The sequence below is a fragment of the Arenibacterium halophilum genome, assembly GCF_005938225.1.
Lineage (GTDB): Bacteria > Pseudomonadota > Alphaproteobacteria > Rhodobacterales > Rhodobacteraceae > Arenibacterium > Arenibacterium halophilum.
On sequence record NZ_VCPC01000003.1, the window covers coordinates 314,743 to 331,763 of the forward strand.

Consider the following 17,021-nt stretch of genomic DNA (forward strand, 5'->3'; position numbering starts at 1 on the left):
GGTCAATCCTTTGCGCGCATGTCGATGCAACCGTCCGCGCGGCGCCGTGCGATGCGGCTGGCGGGAACGATGATCGTGGTTTCGTCTTCGGTGATGGCGGCGGGGCCGGTGACGGTGTCGCCGGTGTTCAGATCGGCCCGGGGCACGATGCCCGCCTGCACGGTCTCGCCCAGCGCCGGGTCGAACAACTCGCGATGTGCGGGTGCGGTGACGGTGCCGTTATCGGCATCCTCGGCCACCGGGTCCACCGGGTTGGGCGGGGTCGTGGCGTTGACCGACCAGACGGTGATTTCAATGTCGAGCCCCGCAACCGGGCGGCCGAACAGCTGGGTGTAGTCGGCTTCGAACAGCTCTTGAAAGCGCTCGGCGCTGGCCGTTTCGGCATCCGCGCCCGACAGGGCGACCGGGATTTCCCAGCCCTGACCGGAATAGCGCATATACACCTTGTATTCGGCGCTGATCGGCGCCGTGGCATCGCAGTTGCGCACGAACTTGGTCGCTTCGGCCTCAAGCTCGGCCAGAAGCGCACGCACGCGGCCCGGCTCCATGTCGGACAGGCGGGTATAGACGCTGCGGTTCGCCTCGAAGCTGAAGGGCGCGCGCAGGAACCCGATGGCCGAGCCGACGCCCGCTCCGGGCGGGATCAGCACGCGCGACACGCCCAGTTTCTCGCACAGCCGCCCGGCGTGCAGCGGGGCCGCGCCGCCAAAGGCGATCATGGTGTAATCGGCCAGATCCTCGCCGTTCTCCACCGCATGGACGCGGGCGGCGTTGGCCATGTTTTCATCGACCACCTCCGACAGGCCAAAGGCCGCGCCGGTGGCATCCAGATCCAGCGTGGTGCCGATGGCACTGTCCAGCGCAGCGCGCGACTGATCGGGGTGCAGCGCGATCGACCCACCCGCGAAATTGCCCGGGTCCAGCCGCCCCAGCACCAGATCGGCATCCGTCACGGCAGGGCGGTCGCCGCCGCGCCCGTAACAGGCCGGCCCCGGTTCCGACCCGGCGCTTTCGGGTCCGACGCGGATTTGCCGCATCGCATCCACATGCGCGAGCGACCCACCCCCCGCGCCGATTTCCACCATGTCGATCACCGGGATCGAGATCGGCATCCCCGAGCCCTTCTTGAACCGATAGGTGCGCGCCACTTCGAACACGCGGGCGGTTTTCGGGGTCTGGTTGCGGATCAGGCAAATCTTGGCGGTGGTGCCGCCCATGTCGAAGCTCAGCACCCGGTCCAGCCCGTGCCGCGCGGCAATGTCGGCAGCAAAGACGGCCCCGCCTGCCGGGCCGGATTCGACCAGCCGCACCGGAAAGTCCGCCGCGTTCTCAAGCGAGATGATGCCCCCGCCCGAATGCATCAGGAAGACCGGACATTGCAGCCCCTCGTCGCGCAGGCGCTGTTCCAGACGGCCCAGATAGCTTTTGATAAGCGGCTTGATATAGGCGTTGGCGACCACGGTGTTGAAACGTTCGTATTCGCGCATCTGCGGGCTGACTTCGCAGGACAGCGACACCATCGCGTTCGGCAGCCGGTCGGCCAGCACCTCGCGCACCAGCTTTTCGTGGGCGTCATTCTGGTAGGAATGCAGCAGGCCCACGGCGATACTGTCGAACCCGGCGCGGGCCAGCCTGTCGGCCAGCGCCTCGATCTCGGCGCGCTCCAGCGGGATCAGGACGTTGCCCTGTGCGTCCAGCCGTTCGGACAGCGTATAGCGATGCTGGCGCGGCAGCAGCGGCTCGGGCAGGGTCAGGTTCAGGTCGTATTGCTCGAACCGGCTTTCGGTCCGCATCTCGATCACGTCGCGGAAGCCCTCGGTGGTGATCAGCGCCGTTTTCGCACCGCGCCGCTCGATCAGCGCATTGGTTGCCAGCGTGGTGCCGTGGATGATCTGGGTGATCTCGCCGGGGGCGATCTGCGCGGCGGCGCAAACCCGGTGGATGCCTTCGACAATCGCGTTCTCGGGCGCGGCATAGGTGGTCAGGACCTTGGTGGAAAACGGTTTTCCGTCAACCTCAAGCACCACGTCGGTAAAGGTGCCGCCAATGTCCACACCCATGCGAATCGATTTGCTGCCCATGTGCGGCCCGTCCGTTTGCTGATTGATCGCGGGCAGGCTAGGGCCGCGCGCCGATCACGGCAAATTCTTTGATCTTCTGGAAAGGATAAAGAAAATTTATCCTGTGCGCCCGTCCGCCCCGGCGACATCAGCCGCGATTTCGGCGGCGCGGCGCACATGGGCCGGGCTGGTGGCGGAATCGAAACGCGCGGCGAATTCCAGCGCCGTGGGCAGCCAGCCATAGGGCACCTCGGCCAGCTCGCCCTTTTCGATTTCGGACTTTACCATGATGCGGGGAAGCGCGGCGATGCCCATGCCATTGGCCGCCATCTGCGCCCCGACGGCCAGGTTCGACGACGGCACGATGCGCAGGCCCGACACCTCGTGCGCGCGGAAATGGTCAACGACTTCGGTATGTTGCCGGGTGCCGCGCGCATGGGTCAGGATGGGGTGCGCGGCCATGTCCTGCGCACTGATCGGCGCCGTCAGGTTCAGCGCGGGGCTGGCGACCCAGACCGGAGGATAGGCCCCGATCACCTGCGTTCCGCTGGCCTGGCGGGTGAAGGGGCCGTTCTGGAAGGCAATGTCGATGGTGCGGGCAAACAGTTCGGTTTCCAGCGTGGCCGACATGTCGACCGTCAGCTCCACACTGATGTTGGGATAGGCCCGGCGAAAGGCGCGCAGGAAATCGCGCAGCCAGGTGTGGGCGATCATCTCGGTCACGCCCAGCCGCAGCGCGCCGGTGAACAGCGCGGTCTGGCCCGACGCCTCGATCAGCGCCTCGGTCGCGCCCAGCACCTGCCGCGCGTGATCCAGCAACTGCCGCCCCTTTGGCGTGAGCCGGACCGAGCCTGCATCGCGCTCCATTAGCTGCGCGCCCAATGCGGTTTCCAGCCCGGCGATGCGGTTGGAGATATTCGGCTGCGTGGTGTTCAGCCGCTCGGCCGCGGCGCGAAAGCTGCCAAGGTCGGCCACCTGCACGAAAGTCTCGATCTGTTTCAGCGTGATCGACACGGGCGGCTAGCCGATCCGCTTGCGCATGGCGTGCAGCCCGGCCAGCGTCATCGCCACCTCGTCGGTGCGAATAACTGGCACGCCCTGCGTCTTAAGTGCGGTGACATATGCGGCTCCGGGCCCTATTACGGCGACCTGCTGGCCCAGCCAATAGGGCCGCGCGGCGGCCAGTTCCGCGCCGATCAGCAACCCTTGCAAGCGTGAGAGCGAGCCCGAGACCCCAAGCGCCGACAGCCATGCCGCCAACCGTTCGGGGCGCGACATGGCATCGTTCAGCCCATTGGTGAACGCCTCGGGTGCGCCTTCGGGCAGGGCGCTCAACGCTGGCAGGGACGTCAGCGCATCCATCAATTGACCGGTCAGGAAGGGTTGCGTGCTGACAATCTCTTCGGCCGAGATCAGCACCCAACGGCTGACCGGCCCGGCAAGGCAAATCACGCCGTCCCATCCCGGATTATGAGCGATGAACCCCGCGATCGCGGACAGGGGGCCGCCCATTCGGTCTGGTGGTGTTGTTTGCGACAGAGCGGGCATGGCATACAGGCCATTGCCAAGGTTTTCTGGTTGCAGATCAAGCGGTTTTGCCGGTAGCTGTACCAGCGGCGCGTCGGGCAGGCCGCAGGCGACAAGCGGTAGGCCGGGCCAAGCCTTCGCCAGCATTTCGGGCGAAAAATCCCCGGTCAGGGGGTGCAGGGTGCGGGGCCCGGACATGGCCCATCCACGGGCGTTTGCCGTGTCCAGCGCGATCCAGTCCGGGCCGCTTGTCGGCGGAGTGATGTGGTGCGTCATGTGGGCAATCTGCCCTGATGAGTCCACACCGGCAAGAGGCGGTTCGTTGCGGCGGGGTGCGGATATGATTGACGTACCTCATTTTGCCGGACTAGCGTTGAAGCCCGAAGTTGAGGCCCGGAGGAGATTCGATTGGGCAAGCCCACCGTTCATGACATCGCGCGCGAAGCGGGGGTCAGCCTTGCCACCGTGGACAGGGTACTGAACGACCGCGCCGGCGTGCGCGAAAAGACCGTCGCCCGGGTGCGCGACGCCGTCTCGCGGCTGGGATATGTGCGAGATTTGTCGGCTGCCAACCTTGCCCGTCAACGGCGCTATCGCTTTGTTTTCCTGCTTCCGGATACCACCAGTCAGTTCCTGCACGCGCTGCACGATGCGGTGTTGGAAGCAACGGCAGCTCTTCAGTTGGACCGCTGCGACATCGAGGTCATGCATGTGTCGGTGGGCGATCCCGTCGCGCTGATGGCGGCTTTTGACCGGATCGAGGCGGCCGGAATCGATGGCGTGGCTGTCATGGCCAGCGAAACCCCGGTGCTGCGTGACAGGATCGGCCGGCTCAAGACGCAAGATGTCGCGGTTGTCGCGCTGATCACCGATCAGCCAAATTCTGAACGTGATCATTTCGTGGGTATCGATAACGTGGCCGCCGGGCGCACGGCAGCCGTGCTGACCGGACGGTTTGCAGGCGGGCGAGAGGGCAAGATTGGCATCGTCGTGAACTCGATGATGGCGCGGGACATGGTCGAACGGCGCATCGGATTTGATCGGGTGATGGGGGAAGGATTTCCCAATCTGACCGTCCTGCCGACCATGGAGGGCCGCGACGACCATGCGATGACCGAGCGTGTCGTCGGCCAGTTTCTGGATTCGAACTCCGACGTGATCGGTATCTATTGCGCCGGTGCGGGGATGCGCGGGCTGACGAAGGCGCTTGAGGATCGCGGACTTGGCGACAAGCTGATCGTGGTCGCGCATGATCTGACCCAGCACTCGCGCGCCGCGCTGGAAAGCGGCGTGATCGACGTGGTGATCAATCAGAACGCGGGCCACATCGCGCGCAGCGCAGCCCGCGTGTTGAAGGCGCAGTGCGACGGGGTCGATGTGATTGCCAGCCAGGAAAAGATACGGATCGAAATCGTGCTGCGGGAAAATCTGCCCTAGGCGCAACCGGGATACAAGGGAGACAATCACATGAAGACGATCAAGGGTCCGGCGCTGTTTCTGGCGCAGTTCGCCGCAGACGAGGCGCCCTTCAACTCGTGGGACAGTATCACGGCCTGGGCTGCGGACTGCGGGTATCGCGGGGTGCAGGTGCCAAGCTGGGATGCCCGGCTGATCGATCTGAAACTGGCTGCATCAAGCAAAGATTATTGCGACGAAATCACCGGAAAGGCCGCCGAAAACGGAGTTGAGGTAACCGAGCTGTCGACCCATCTGCAGGGCCAATTGGTCGCGGTGCATCCGGCCTATGACGCCGCCTTCGATGGCTTTGCCGACCCATCTGTCCGCGGCAACCCCAAGGCGCGTCAGGCCTGGGCCGTCGACCAGGTGAAACAGGCCATCACGGCGAGCCGTCATATGGGTATTCGCGCGCACGCCACGTTTTCCGGCGCGCTGGCCTGGCCCTATGTCTACCCGTGGCCTCAGCGCCCCGCCGGGCTGATCGAAACCGCCTTTGACGAATTGGCCGCGCGCTGGCGTCCGCTGCTGGATCATGCAGACGAGAACGGGGTGGATATTTGCTATGAAATCCACCCGGGCGAAGACCTGCATGATGGCGTCAGTTTCGAGATGTTCCTCGACCGCGTCGCGGGGCACGCGCGCTGCAAGATGCTGTACGACCCAAGTCACTACGTGCTGCAGGCAATGGATTACCTCGACAACATCGATATTTATCACGACCGGATCGGGATGTTCCACGTCAAGGACGCAGAGTTGAACCCGACGGGTCGCCAGGGTGTTTATGGGGGCTATCAACCGTGGATCGATCGCGCCGGGCGGTTCCGCTCGCTGGGGGACGGGCAGGTGGATTTCGGCGCCGTATTCTCCAAGCTGACGCAATACGACTTCGATGGATGGGCCGTGGTGGAATGGGAATGCGCAATGAAGCACCCCGAGGATGGAGCCCGCGAAGGCGCGCGCTTTGTATCCGATCACATCATACGGGTCACAGAGCGCGCATTTGACGATTTCGCGGATGGTGGCGCAGACGAAGCCGCCAATCGCGCGATGCTTGGGCTCTAGGGTGTGCCTTAGGCATGCGAAAGGCTTGTGACGATGGGACCGGGCGGATGGGGGCTCTGCCCCCGTCCCTTGGGGACTCCCCCGGAGTACTTGTGGAATAATGAAGCGCGGAAGGCCCTTGTTTCATTGAAGTGAGAATATCTCCGCTTGAGGCACCGCGCGCAGCGGGATCAATGCAACCGGCTCCGCAGGTGCCGACAGGCTGTCTGGTCCCGGAGGCGGTGCAAAGTTAGCAGAAAATGGAAGGAACAGCAGATGGAACGACAGAATGCGCCGCGTATCCGGCTGGGTATGGTGGGCGGGGGGCGCGACGCCTTTATCGGAGGCGTGCATCGTATGGCTGCACGGCTGGACGATCAATTTGAACTGGTGGCCGGATGCTTTTCTTCCACGGCGGAAAAATCCCAGGCCTCGGGCCGCGATCTGGGATTGTCAGCGGATCGCGTCTATGACGATTTCGAGGCGATGGCGCGGCGCGAAGCCCGGTTGAAAAACGGGATTGAGGCGGTGGCGATCGTGACGCCCAATCACATGCATCTGGCGCCTGCCACGGCCTTTCTCAAGCGCGGCATCCACGTCATCTGCGACAAACCGCTGACCGGGTCGCTGGCTGATGCACGAAGGATGCTGCGCGCTGCAGATAAATCGGATGCCCTTTTCGTGCTGACTCACAACTACACCGGCTATCCCATGGTGCGTCAGGCGCAGGAAATGGTCGCTGCCGGTGATTTGGGCGCGATCCGGCTGGTGCAGGTTGAATATCCGCAGGATTGGTTGACCACCGCGGTCGAGGCCGCCGGCGTGAAGCAGGCAGAGTGGCGCACGGATCCCGCGCGTTCAGGCGGGGGCGGCAGCATTGGCGACATCGGCACCCATGCGTTCAACCTGGCCAGTTTTGTCTCTGGCCTGACGCTGAGCGAGCTTTGCGCCGACATGCAACGCTTTGTCGATGGGCGGCGGCTGGACGACAACGCGCATGTCCTGTTGCGCTTCGAGGGGGGCGCGCGCGGGATGCTGTGGTGCAGCCAGGTGGCGCCGGGCAATGAAAACGCGCTACGCCTGCGCATCTATGGTGAAAAGGGTGGGCTGGTCTGGGCGCAGGAGCAACCGAATACGCTGACATTCACGCCATTTGGCGAGCCGAGCCGGTTGCTGACGCGGGGCGGTGCGGGGGCGGGCGCTGCGGCGCAACGGGTCAGCCGAATTCCGTCGGGCCACCCGGAAGGATATCTGGAGGCGTTCGCGACGCTCTATTCCGAAGCGGCTTTGGCGATTCGGGCTCATGGGGCGGGAGCGACGGCGCCAGCGGGCGTGACCTTTCCGACGGTGCGGGACGGGCTGGTTGGGGTGGCTTTTGTCGACGCCTGTGTCCGGTCGTCCGAACGTGGTGGCGCCTGGGTCAAGCCCGCAATCTGAAACAGGTTTTTCTGTTTTTCCCATCCCCTCAAGTGACCGATATGAGGGGCGTACCTCAGAAAATGCCTTTACTTGAGGTACGCCCCTCATCTACGATTTCACACATCCCGGAGGAGGACGGCCCAGCAGAGGCTGACCGGGGTGCACATGGGAGGATGATCAATGACTGTACGCAAGTATCTTGCGGCCACTGCGCTGACGGCCGTGGTTGCAGGCCCGGCCCTGGCCGAGGATCTGACGCTGTGCTGGGCCGCCTGGGACCCGGCCAACGCGTTGGTTGAACTGAGTAAGGATTTCGAGGCCGAGTCGGGCCATTCGATGAATTTCGAATTCGTGCCTTGGCCCAATTTTGCCGACCGGATGCTGAACGAGCTGAACTCGGGCGGCAAGCTGTGCGACCTGCTGATCGGCGATAGCCAGTGGATCGGCGGCGGCGCAGAGAACGGCCATTACGTGAAGCTGAACGATTTCTTCGACGCTGAAGGCATCAGCATGGACGATTTCGCGCCCGCGACCGTCTATGCCTATGCCACATGGCCCAAGGGCGAGCCGAATTACTATGCGCTGCCCGCAATGGGGGATGCCAACGGCTGGTTCTATCGCAAGGACTGGTTTGGCCGTGATGACGTAAAGGCTGCCTTCAAGGATGAGGTTGGCCGCGATCTGGCCGAACCCAAGACCCAGAAAGAGCTTTTGGAAATCGCGCAGTTCTTTCAGGGGCGCGAGATCGACGGCCAGACCGTGTATGGCGCCGCGATCTTTACCGAGCGCGGGTCCGAAGGGATCACGATGGGGGTGACCGGGGCCCTATACCCCTGGGGGTTCAAATATGAAAACACCCCCGGGTCCTATGACATGGAAGGCGCGGTGAATTCACCCGAGGCCGTTGAGGCGTTGGAATTCTACAAGGAATTCTACAAGACGGCGACACCGCCGGGCTATACCAATTCCTACATGGGAGAGTCGCTCGACGCCTTCAAATCGGGGCAGGTGGCGATGGCCATGAACTGGTTCGCCTTCTTCCCCGGTCTTTATGCCGACCCGAACACGGGCGGCGACAAGATCGACTTCTTCGTGAACCCGCCGCAGAACCAGCCGGGCTCGACTCTTGGCGGCCAGGGTATTTCGGTCGTGTCCTATTCTGACAAGCAGGATGCTGCGCTGGAGTATATCAAGTGGTTCGCGCAGCCCGAGGTCCAGCAGAAATGGTGGGACCTGGGCGGCTATTCGGCGCACAATGCGGTGCTGAACGATCCGGGGTTCAAGGACAGCGCGCCCTTTGCAGGGGATTTCCTGCAAGCCATGGAAAACGTTCAGGATTTCTGGCAGGAACCGGCCTATGCCGAGCTGCTTCTGGCGATGCAGAAGCGGATGCACGACTATGTCGTGGCCGATCAGGGCACCGCGAAAGAGGCGCTTGACCTGTTGATCGAAGACTGGACCGAAGTCTTTGAGGACGAAGGCAAACTGTAAACCACGCGTCCCGGGCACCGCCAGTCGCGCGGTGGCCGGGGCGGGCGTGCCGCGCCGCCCAATGGCAACAGGAACAAGAGCTACCGATGTCTGATACATTTGCAGACCGCGCGGCCCGTGCCACGCCCAAGCCCGCGGCGCGACGCATCCGGGGACTGTCGGACCGGGCAATCGCGTGGATCTTTGTCGCGCCGACGATCTTCCTGCTGCTGGCGATCAACATCTTCCCGCTGATCTGGACGATCAACCTGAGCTTTACCAACTTCAAGGCAAACCGCGCCAATCGGGCCGTCGAATACATTGGCTTGCGCAACTACGAACGCATCCTGACCGACAGCGATATCTGGCTGACGATGCAGGCCACGGCACATTTCCTGTTCTGGACGATCTTCTTTCAGGTGCTGATCGGGTTCACGCTGGCCTGGCTGATCAACCGCAAGTTCAAGGGAAACGACCTGTGGACCACGATCATCGTGCTGCCGATGATGCTGTCGCCTGCGGTGGTCGGCAACTTCTGGACCTTTCTCTATCAACCGCAGATCGGGCTTTTCAACTACGTCGTCGCCTTCTTCACCGGGGCCGATCCGTCGTCGTTCCAGATGATCGGCGATGTCGCACTGGCGCCCTGGTCCATCGTAATCGTCGACACCTGGATGTGGACTCCCTTTGTGATGCTGATCTGCCTTGCCGGGCTGCGATCCATCCCGGATTACATCTACGAGGCGGCGGAAATCGACCGCGCCAGCAAGATGCGGCAGTTCTTTACCATCACGATCCCCATGGTGCTGCCCTTCCTGATGCTGGCTGTGCTGTTCCGCGGTATCGAGAACTTCAAGATGTTCGATCTGGTGGTGCAGCTTACCGGCGGCGGCCCGGGATCGACGACAGAACTCACCTCGATCAACCTCAAGCGAGAGGCCTTCGAGAAATGGCGCACGGGCTATGCCAGCGCCTATGCGATCATCCTCTTTGTCACCGTCTTCGGACTCGCCTCGATCTACGTGAAGGCGCTCAACAAGGTGAAGGAGCGCTAGCGATGACCGTCGGGATTTTGAGTATTTTTGCCGAAAAGAAGCAGGGCGAGTCTCGCCTTCTTTTCGGTGCAAATACTCGCGCCGCAGGCACCGGCCGCAAGGCCGGTTTCACGCCCCTTGCCAATGGGACAACGCCATGAGCAGCTATTCGATCACCGAACCCTCGGATCGGCAGAAATGGATCGCGGGCACACTTGTTGTTGTCTACGCGTTGATCACCATGATGCCGCTGGTCTGGATTTTCCTGACCGGGTTCAAATCGCCCGCGGATGCGATCAGCTATCCCCCCAAGGTGCTGTTCGATCCGACGCTCGAAGGCTATGTAAACCTGTTCACCACGCGCACGCGTCAGACGCAGGAGTTTCTGGCCGCGAACCCGCCGCAGACCTGGGCGGATGAGATCGTGCGCCAGTATGACATGGTGATCGCGGGGCCGTCGAAATTTGGAGAGCGGTTTCTGAATTCGGTGATCATCGGGTTCGGCTCGACATTTCTGTCGATCTTCCTGGGCACGCTGGCGGCCTATGCCTTCAGCCGGTTCAAGATTCCGCTGGCCGACGACCTGCTGTTCTTCATCCTGTCCACGCGGATGATGCCGCCCATTGCCGTCGCGATTCCGATCTTCCTGATGTATCGCAATCTGGGCCTGTCGGACACGCATCTGGGCATGATCCTGCTGTATACGGCGGTGAACATCAGCCTTGCCGTCTGGCTGCTGAAAGGGTTCATCGACGAGATCCCGCGCGAATATGAAGAGGCGGCGCTGATCGATGGCTATACCCGGTTCCAGGCCTTCGTGAAGGTGGTGCTGCCGCAGGCGGCGACGGGCATCGCCTCGACCGCGATCTTCTGCCTGATCTTTGCGTGGAATGAATATGCCTTTGCGGTTCTGCTGACCAGCGGCACGGCCCAGACTGCGCCGCCATTCATCCCGACGATCATTGGCGTGGGTGGGCTGGACTGGCCGGCGATCGCGGCGGCGGCAACGATCTTCCTGTTGCCGGTGATGATCTTCACCATCCTGTTGCGCAAGCACCTGCTGCGCGGAATCACATTCGGGGCGGTGCGCAAATGACGGGTTTCCTGAGCGGGCTGGTGCGTCTGCGGCGCGGACCGTGGGAGTTGCTGGCGACGGTGTTGATCGCGCTGGGCGTTGTGATGCTGATGCAGCCGTATGTCCTGTGGCTCTACACCTATTCCTTCATCGTCACGCTGGTGGGAACGGTGATGTTCATCGTCGTCAGCCATTTTCCCGAGAACGGGCGATGAGCCCGGCCGCCCCCGCCGAGGTCAGCGCCGCCTTCGCGGCGATGCCAGAACCCGTGCGTGCCCGGGCCTTGCATCTGCGGGACATGGTCTTTGCCTGCGCGGATGAGGCCGGGCTGGCAGCGCCGCGCGAATGCCTGAAGTGGGGGCAACCGGCCTATGTGCCGGGGAAGGGGGGCACTACGATCCGCATCGCATCCGAGCGCGGCACGCCGGGGTGTCAGATGCTGGTGCATTGCCAGACGACGCTAGTGGAAGATTGGCGCGCGCGTTTTGACGGGCGGCTTGAATTCCAGGGCAACCGCGCGGTGGTGATCGCCCCGGACACCCCGCCAGATCACGCCGCGCTGCGCCAGTGTATCCTTGATGCCCTGACCTACCATTCACGAAAGCCCTGATACGAAAGTCCCGCTATGGCCGAGATCGTCATAAACAATCTGCGCAAGGAATTCGGCGATTTCACCGCCGTGCAGTCTTCGTCCTTCAAGATCGAAGACGGCGAGTTCTTCATGCTGCTGGGGCCGTCGGGTTGTGGCAAGACCACGACGCTGCGGATGATCGCGGGGCTGGAGCTGCCCACCAGCGGCGAAATTTACATCGACGGAGAAGAGGTGGGCCGCCGCCCGGCATCGGAACGCGACATTGCCTTCGTGTTCCAGATGTTCGCGCTGTACCCGCATATGAACGTGCGGCGCAATATTTCCTACCCTTTGGTCAGCCAGGGCATGCCGCGTGCCGAGGTACGCGCCAAGGTCGCCGAAGTCGCGCGTATCCTGGGGATCGAGGGCATTCTCGACAGGCCCGTTGGCGGCCTGTCGGGCGGCGACCGGCAGCGGGTAGCGCTGGGGCGGGCGATTGTGCGCAGCCCCAAAGCCTTCATGATGGACGAACCCCTTGGCGCGCTGGACGCGGAATTCCGCGAGCATATGGCCGAAGAGCTGCGCGCGCTGCATGACCGCATGGGGGCGACCACGGTCTATGTGACTCACGATCAGCTTGAAGCGATGCAGATGGGCGACAAGATCGTGGTGATGAACCATGGCGTGATCGAACAGTTCGGCCGCCCTCAGGATATATACGACAAGCCTGCCACCATGTTCGTGGCGGATTTCATCGGCTCGCCGTCGATGAATTTCCTCAAATTCCACGGTTCGGTCGAGGCCGGGGCCACGTCGGTGCGCATGGGCGATCATGCCTTTGGTATCCCCGAAATGCGGGAACCGTTCGACGGCGACATGGTGTTTGGCGTGCGCCCCGAGCACATTCACCTGTCGGATGCGGGCGATTTCCGGGGCGAGGTTCTGGCCGCCGAATACCTTGGCACCACACAGATTGTCACGGTCAAGACAGCGGGCGGGCGGATCAAGGCGCGGGTCGGGTCCGACCGGCGGGTGCGCATGGGCGATCACGTCGGCATCGGGTTCGATGCGGCCCGTGTGACGCTGTTCGACAGCCAGAGCGGGCGCGCCCTGCGCTCGGATCTGAACGAGGGGGTGCTGGCCCATGGCTGAGGTGGTGTTGCAGAACGTCAGCAAATCTTTCGGGGCCGATATTGCCGTAAACGACGTCAGTATGACAATCCCGGATGGGTCTTTCGTGGTGCTGCTGGGCCCGACCGGGGCGGGCAAGACCACCACGCTGCGGCTGATATCCGGGTTGGAAAGGCTGGACCGGGGCGAGATCACCATTGGTGGCCGGTCCGTCGTGGGCGAGACACCGGCGCAGCGCGACGTCGCGATGGTGTTTCAGCAATACTCGCTTTATCCGCATATGACCGTGCGCGACAATCTGGCCTTTCCGCTGCGCTCGCCCATCCTGAAAACCCCCGAGGACCAGATCGCGCGCAAGGTGGCCGAGGTGGCCGAGGTGCTGCACATTCCCCACAAGCTCGACAACAAGGCGACCGAGTTGTCGGGCGGCGAGATGCAGCGCGTGTCGATCGGGCGGGCGCTGGTGCGCTCGCCTTCGATCTACCTGATGGACGAACCGCTTAGTTCGCTGGACGCCAAGCTGCGTGCCGATCTGCGGATCGAGCTGAAGCGCATCCAGTCCGACCTGGGGGCGACGATGCTGTACGTCACCCACGACCAGATCGAGGCGATGACGATGGCGACCCATGTCGGCGTATTGGACAATGGCAAGCTGGTGCAGTTCGGCACCCCGCGCGAGATTTATGAACAACCCGTCAGCCGCTATGTCGCCAGCCGTCTTGGCTTGCCGCGCATCAACATCCTGCCTGCCGATCTGTTTGGCGGGGCGCCCGCCGGGGCCAGCCATATCGGGCTGCGGCCCGAGCATATCGCCCAGGGCGAAGGCAAGCCGGGGCAGGTGATGCGAGTGGAACATCTGGGCGATCACACCCGGCTGCATCTGGTGCTGGAGGGGCATGACATTGTCACGCTGGCCGATCCGCACAGCACGCTGGCGCCGGGCGACAGCGTGGCCATCACGCCGCGCGCGGCGCTGTATTTCGATGCCGCCGGGGCGCGCATCGCCTGAACAGGAGAGGACGAGATGAGCCAGTTCATCAACGCGCGCGATGCGCTTGTCACCGAGGCCATTGATGGCACCCTGCGCAGCGCCGGCGACCGGCTGGCGCGGCTGGATGGCTATCCGCACATCCGTGTCGTGCTGCGTACCGATTGGGACAAATCGCGGGTGGCGCTGATTTCGGGCGGCGGTTCGGGGCACGAACCCAGCCATGCGGGGTTCGTCGGGCAGGGGATGCTGACAGCTGCGGTCTGCGGTGATGTCTTCGCCTCGCCCTCGGTTGATGCGGTGCTGGCGGCGATCCTGTCGGTGACGGGCAAGGCGGGATGCTTGCTGATCGTCAAGAATTACACCGGCGACCGGCTGAATTTCGGGCTCGCCGCCGAACGGGCGCGGGCCTATGGCCACGACGTCAGTATGGTGGTGGTCGACGACGACGTGGCGCTGCCCGACCTGCCGCAGGCGCGTGGCGTGGCGGGGACACTGTTCGTGCACAAGATCGCGGGCGCGCTAGCCGAGGATGGCGCCGATCTGGGCACGGTGACGGCGGCGGCAGAAAAGGCGATTGCGGGGACGGGATCAATCGGTATGTCGCTGGATACATGCACGGTGCCCGGGTCGCCCAAGCAGAACCGGATTTCGGAAGGCAAGGCCGAGCTGGGGCTGGGCATTCACGGCGAGCCGGGGATTGAGCAGGTGTCTTTCGACGGGGCCGCCGCTGCCATGGCAATGGTGGCCGACAGGCTGGCCCCGGTCATGGGCGACGGGCCGCATGTGGCACTGTTGAACAATCTTGGGGGCACGACACCGCTGGAAATGGCGGTGCTGGCGGAAGAGCTTGTCCGGTCACGCATCGGGGGGCAGATCGCCATGATGATAGGGCCCGCGCCGTTGATGACCTCGCTCGACATGCAGGGCTTTTCGGTGTCGGTCTTGCCGCTGGACGAGGCGACCAAGGCCGCGCTGTGCGCGCCTGTCGCCCCCTTGGCATGGCCCAGCTGCGCCCAGGTGGGTGACGTGCGCGTGCTGCCGCTGCCCGACGGGTTGACCCCGATCCAGCCGATGCCGTCGCAGAATGACAGAATGGCGAATTTCCTGATCTCGTGCTGCGAGGCGCTGATCGGGGCCGAGGCCGATCTGAACGAGCTTGATGCGCATTCCGGCGATGGCGATACGGGATCAACGCTCGCCACGGCCGCCCGCGCCCTGATCGACGCGCGCGACCGCCTGCCGCTGGCCGATCTGACACAGCTCTATCGTGCCATCGGTCTGGAGCTGAGCCAGACGATGGGAGGATCCTCGGGCGTTTTGCTGGCGATATTCTTTGCGGCTGCCGGAGATGCCTCGGCCAACGGATTGGGCACCATCGGCGCATTGGAGGCCGGGTTGGAGAGGGTGCAGCAAGTCGGAGGAGCCGGGCCAGGCGACCGGACGATGATCGACGCGCTGCTGCCTGCGCTGAAGGCGCTGCCACAAGGTGCCAGGGCCGCATCCCGGGCCGCGCGCGAAGGTGCTGACGCCACCGCCGGTTTGACGCGGGCCGGGGCGGGCCGTGCAACGTATATTGCCGCCGATCAGCTGGCAGGTCATGTCGATCCGGGTGCCGAAGCCGTCGCTCGCCTGTTCGAGCATATCGCCGCCATCTCAGCCTCGGCCTGAACCGACGGGTTGGCACGCGGGCTCAATCCTGTTACACAGCCCATGTTAGCGTTAACATTTCTAGCGGGCGCCCACGCCGCCCGCAACACAGCCAGGGGGCTGCCATGACCGTAAACCTTGCAATCAACGGCTTTGGCCGGATCGGGCGCTGTATTCTGCGCGCCTGGATTGAAAGCGGCCGCGACGATGTGACCATCACGGCCATCAACGATCTGGCGCCCGTCGCCACCAACGCGCATCTTCTGCAGTTCGACTCCGTGCACGGACACTTCAACGCCGATGTTCAGGCCGATGACGGCTCGATCACCGTCAACGGCCACCGGATACGCGTTACCTCTGAACGCGATCCAGCGGCTCTGCCGTGGAAAGGCGTTGATATCGCATTGGAATGCACCGGAGTGTTCAACGCGCGCGACAAGGCGGCGGCGCATCTGTCAAACGGTTCGGGCCGGGTGCTGTGCTCGGCGCCGGCCAGTGGCGCCGACAAAACGATTGTCTATGGCGTCAACCACGACAGCCTGAGCGCCGACGACCTTGTGGTGTCGAATGCGTCCTGCACCACCAACTGCCTCGCACCGGTGGCGAAGGTGTTGGATGACTCCTTTGGCATCGAAACCGGCTATATGACGACGATCCATTCCTATACCGGCGACCAGCCGACATTGGATACCGCGCATAAGGATCTGTATCGCGCCCGGGCCGCCGCGCTGTCGATGATCCCGACCTCGACCGGGGCCGCGCGGGCGGTCGGGTTGGTGTTGCCGCATTTGCAGGGCAAGCTGGACGGTTCTGCGATCCGGGTGCCCACGCCGAACGTCTCGGTTGTGGATCTCAGCTTCGTTGCAAAGCGCGCTGCAACGGCCGAAGCGGTAAATGCCGCAGTGCGCGCGGCGGCGAGCGGAGCGATGGCAGGCATCCTGACCACGACCGATCTGCCGCTGGTGTCCTCGGACTTCAACCACAACCCGCATTCGTCCATCGTGGCGACAGATCAGACCAGCGTCAGCGACGGCGGGCTGGTGCGGGTGCTGGCGTGGTACGACAACGAATGGGGGTTCTCCAACCGCATGTTGGATACCGCCGTGGCGATGGCGCGTACCGCCGCCTGAAATAAGCCGCATTCGGAATCACAAGGCCCGCGCCATCCGCGCGGGTTTTTGCGTTTCCACATCCGGGACAGTGCGTGGCATCTGCGCAAATTGTCGATTTGGCATTTTGCAAAATCCCTTGAAAACAAGGCCGCAGTTTTCGAAACACAGTGTTTCCAGTGATTTTCCTGCATTCTTTGGCCCTGCTGCTAACGTCGAATGCGGCCAAACTGTGGCGAAATCGTGCCGCTTTCGGACGCCGCGCAAAAAGCGCGGTCCGGGGGCGGCAGACCAGCCGCCGGCCGGATGCAAAGACCGTTTCGTGGGTCCCTGGCATTGCTTGGTAAGTAAAGAGTTAGACGTGTTCAGGGGCCATGCGACAGCCGGATTTGTCCGGTAACGGCTCTGGAGGGTGACGAGATGGAACAGGGTTGGACCAGCGCAAAGGCGGAATTTGCCAATTTCGGTGCATTTGCGTCTGGAACCAG

16 protein-coding genes are annotated in these 17,021 nt (G+C 63.4%); 13 read left to right on the forward strand and 3 right to left on the reverse strand.

Annotation, left to right across the window (positions count from 1 at the left end):
- Positions 1–2: 2 nt before the first annotated feature.
- From FGK64_RS14740 to FGK64_RS14750, 3 genes are all read right to left on the reverse strand, one after another.
- A complete protein-coding gene (locus tag FGK64_RS14740; protein ID WP_138864596.1) occupies positions 3–2,081 on the reverse strand; it encodes a hydantoinase/oxoprolinase family protein in 2,079 nt (692 codons plus the stop codon).
- Between the two features lie 96 nt (positions 2,082–2,177).
- Positions 2,178–3,074, reverse strand: a complete 897-nt coding sequence (locus FGK64_RS14745) for a LysR family transcriptional regulator (protein ID WP_138864597.1) — start codon at positions 3,072–3,074, stop codon at positions 2,178–2,180.
- A gap of 6 nt (positions 3,075–3,080) precedes the next feature.
- Complete coding sequence (locus tag FGK64_RS14750; protein WP_138864598.1) at positions 3,081–3,863, reverse strand: 2-dehydro-3-deoxygalactonokinase; 783 nt, start codon at positions 3,861–3,863, stop codon at positions 3,081–3,083.
- Positions 3,864–3,995: 132 nt separating this feature from the next.
- On the opposite strand from FGK64_RS14750, the gene FGK64_RS14755 reads away from it, so the two are divergent.
- The 13 genes from FGK64_RS14755 (at position 3,996) to gap (ending at position 16,554) form a co-directional block, all read left to right on the forward strand.
- On the forward strand, positions 3,996–5,024 hold the full coding sequence (locus FGK64_RS14755) for a LacI family DNA-binding transcriptional regulator (RefSeq protein WP_138864599.1): 1,029 nt from the start codon (positions 3,996–3,998) through the stop codon (positions 5,022–5,024).
- 30 nt (positions 5,025–5,054) lie between these two features.
- Positions 5,055–6,107 (forward strand): sugar phosphate isomerase/epimerase family protein, encoded by a 1,053-nt coding sequence (locus tag FGK64_RS14760; RefSeq protein WP_138864600.1) that lies wholly within the window; start codon positions 5,055–5,057, stop codon positions 6,105–6,107.
- Between the two features lie 255 nt (positions 6,108–6,362).
- Entirely contained in the window at positions 6,363–7,523 is a 1,161-nt protein-coding gene (locus FGK64_RS14765; protein ID WP_138864601.1) for a Gfo/Idh/MocA family protein, read from the forward strand.
- A gap of 162 nt (positions 7,524–7,685) precedes the next feature.
- Entirely contained in the window at positions 7,686–8,996 is a 1,311-nt protein-coding gene (locus FGK64_RS14770) for an ABC transporter substrate-binding protein (RefSeq protein ID WP_138864602.1), read from the forward strand.
- 86 nt (positions 8,997–9,082) lie between these two features.
- Positions 9,083–10,030, forward strand: a complete 948-nt coding sequence (locus FGK64_RS14775; protein ID WP_138864603.1) for a carbohydrate ABC transporter permease — start codon at positions 9,083–9,085, stop codon at positions 10,028–10,030.
- Positions 10,031–10,032: 2 nt separating this feature from the next.
- Positions 10,033–10,170 carry a hypothetical protein gene (locus FGK64_RS22185; protein ID WP_171054093.1) on the forward strand — a complete coding sequence of 46 codons (138 nt, stop codon included), beginning with the start codon at positions 10,033–10,035 and terminating at the stop codon, positions 10,168–10,170.
- Entirely contained in the window at positions 10,167–11,105 is a 939-nt protein-coding gene (locus FGK64_RS14780; RefSeq protein ID WP_138864604.1) for a carbohydrate ABC transporter permease, read from the forward strand. Before FGK64_RS22185 ends, FGK64_RS14780 begins: the two co-directional genes overlap by 4 nt.
- Entirely contained in the window at positions 11,102–11,299 is a 198-nt protein-coding gene (locus FGK64_RS14785; RefSeq protein WP_138864605.1) for a hypothetical protein, read from the forward strand. The genes FGK64_RS14780 and FGK64_RS14785 overlap by 4 nt, the downstream gene beginning before the upstream one ends.
- Positions 11,296–11,694 carry a DUF1801 domain-containing protein gene (locus FGK64_RS14790; protein WP_138864606.1) on the forward strand — a complete coding sequence of 133 codons (399 nt, stop codon included), beginning with the start codon at positions 11,296–11,298 and terminating at the stop codon, positions 11,692–11,694. The genes FGK64_RS14785 and FGK64_RS14790 overlap by 4 nt, the downstream gene beginning before the upstream one ends.
- A gap of 15 nt (positions 11,695–11,709) precedes the next feature.
- A complete protein-coding gene (locus FGK64_RS14795; protein WP_138864607.1) occupies positions 11,710–12,807 on the forward strand; it encodes an ABC transporter ATP-binding protein in 1,098 nt (365 codons plus the stop codon).
- Positions 12,800–13,795 carry an ABC transporter ATP-binding protein gene (locus FGK64_RS14800; protein WP_138864608.1) on the forward strand — a complete coding sequence of 332 codons (996 nt, stop codon included), beginning with the start codon at positions 12,800–12,802 and terminating at the stop codon, positions 13,793–13,795. The genes FGK64_RS14795 and FGK64_RS14800 overlap by 8 nt, the downstream gene beginning before the upstream one ends.
- A gap of 15 nt (positions 13,796–13,810) precedes the next feature.
- Positions 13,811–15,445, forward strand: a complete 1,635-nt coding sequence (locus FGK64_RS14805) for a dihydroxyacetone kinase subunit DhaK (protein WP_138864609.1) — start codon at positions 13,811–13,813, stop codon at positions 15,443–15,445.
- 104 nt (positions 15,446–15,549) lie between these two features.
- Entirely contained in the window at positions 15,550–16,554 is a 1,005-nt protein-coding gene (gene gap / locus FGK64_RS14810; RefSeq protein WP_138864610.1) for a type I glyceraldehyde-3-phosphate dehydrogenase, read from the forward strand.
- The last annotated feature ends 467 nt before the right edge of the window (positions 16,555–17,021 follow it).

Excerpts from the sequence above, each read along its gene's own strand:
- FGK64_RS14740 (WP_138864596.1), bottom strand. The coding sequence starts at position 2,081 with ATGGGCAGCAAATCGATTCGCATGGGTGTGGACATTGGCGGCACCTTT.
- FGK64_RS14750 (WP_138864598.1), bottom strand. The coding sequence starts at position 3,863 with ATGACGCACCACATCACTCCGCCGACAAGCGGCCCGGACTGGATCGCG.
- FGK64_RS14760 (WP_138864600.1), top strand. The coding sequence starts at position 5,055 with ATGAAGACGATCAAGGGTCCGGCGCTGTTTCTGGCGCAGTTCGCCGCA.
- FGK64_RS14765 (WP_138864601.1), top strand. The coding sequence starts at position 6,363 with ATGGAACGACAGAATGCGCCGCGTATCCGGCTGGGTATGGTGGGCGGG.
- FGK64_RS14770 (WP_138864602.1), top strand. The coding sequence starts at position 7,686 with ATGACTGTACGCAAGTATCTTGCGGCCACTGCGCTGACGGCCGTGGTT.
- FGK64_RS14775 (WP_138864603.1), top strand. The coding sequence starts at position 9,083 with ATGTCTGATACATTTGCAGACCGCGCGGCCCGTGCCACGCCCAAGCCC.
- FGK64_RS22185 (WP_171054093.1), top strand. The coding sequence starts at position 10,033 with ATGACCGTCGGGATTTTGAGTATTTTTGCCGAAAAGAAGCAGGGCGAG.
- FGK64_RS14780 (WP_138864604.1), top strand. The coding sequence starts at position 10,167 with ATGAGCAGCTATTCGATCACCGAACCCTCGGATCGGCAGAAATGGATC.
- FGK64_RS14785 (WP_138864605.1), top strand. The coding sequence starts at position 11,102 with ATGACGGGTTTCCTGAGCGGGCTGGTGCGTCTGCGGCGCGGACCGTGG.
- FGK64_RS14790 (WP_138864606.1), top strand. The coding sequence starts at position 11,296 with ATGAGCCCGGCCGCCCCCGCCGAGGTCAGCGCCGCCTTCGCGGCGATG.
- FGK64_RS14795 (WP_138864607.1), top strand. The coding sequence starts at position 11,710 with ATGGCCGAGATCGTCATAAACAATCTGCGCAAGGAATTCGGCGATTTC.
- FGK64_RS14800 (WP_138864608.1), top strand. The coding sequence starts at position 12,800 with ATGGCTGAGGTGGTGTTGCAGAACGTCAGCAAATCTTTCGGGGCCGAT.
- FGK64_RS14805 (WP_138864609.1), top strand. The coding sequence starts at position 13,811 with ATGAGCCAGTTCATCAACGCGCGCGATGCGCTTGTCACCGAGGCCATT.
- gap (WP_138864610.1), top strand. The coding sequence starts at position 15,550 with ATGACCGTAAACCTTGCAATCAACGGCTTTGGCCGGATCGGGCGCTGT.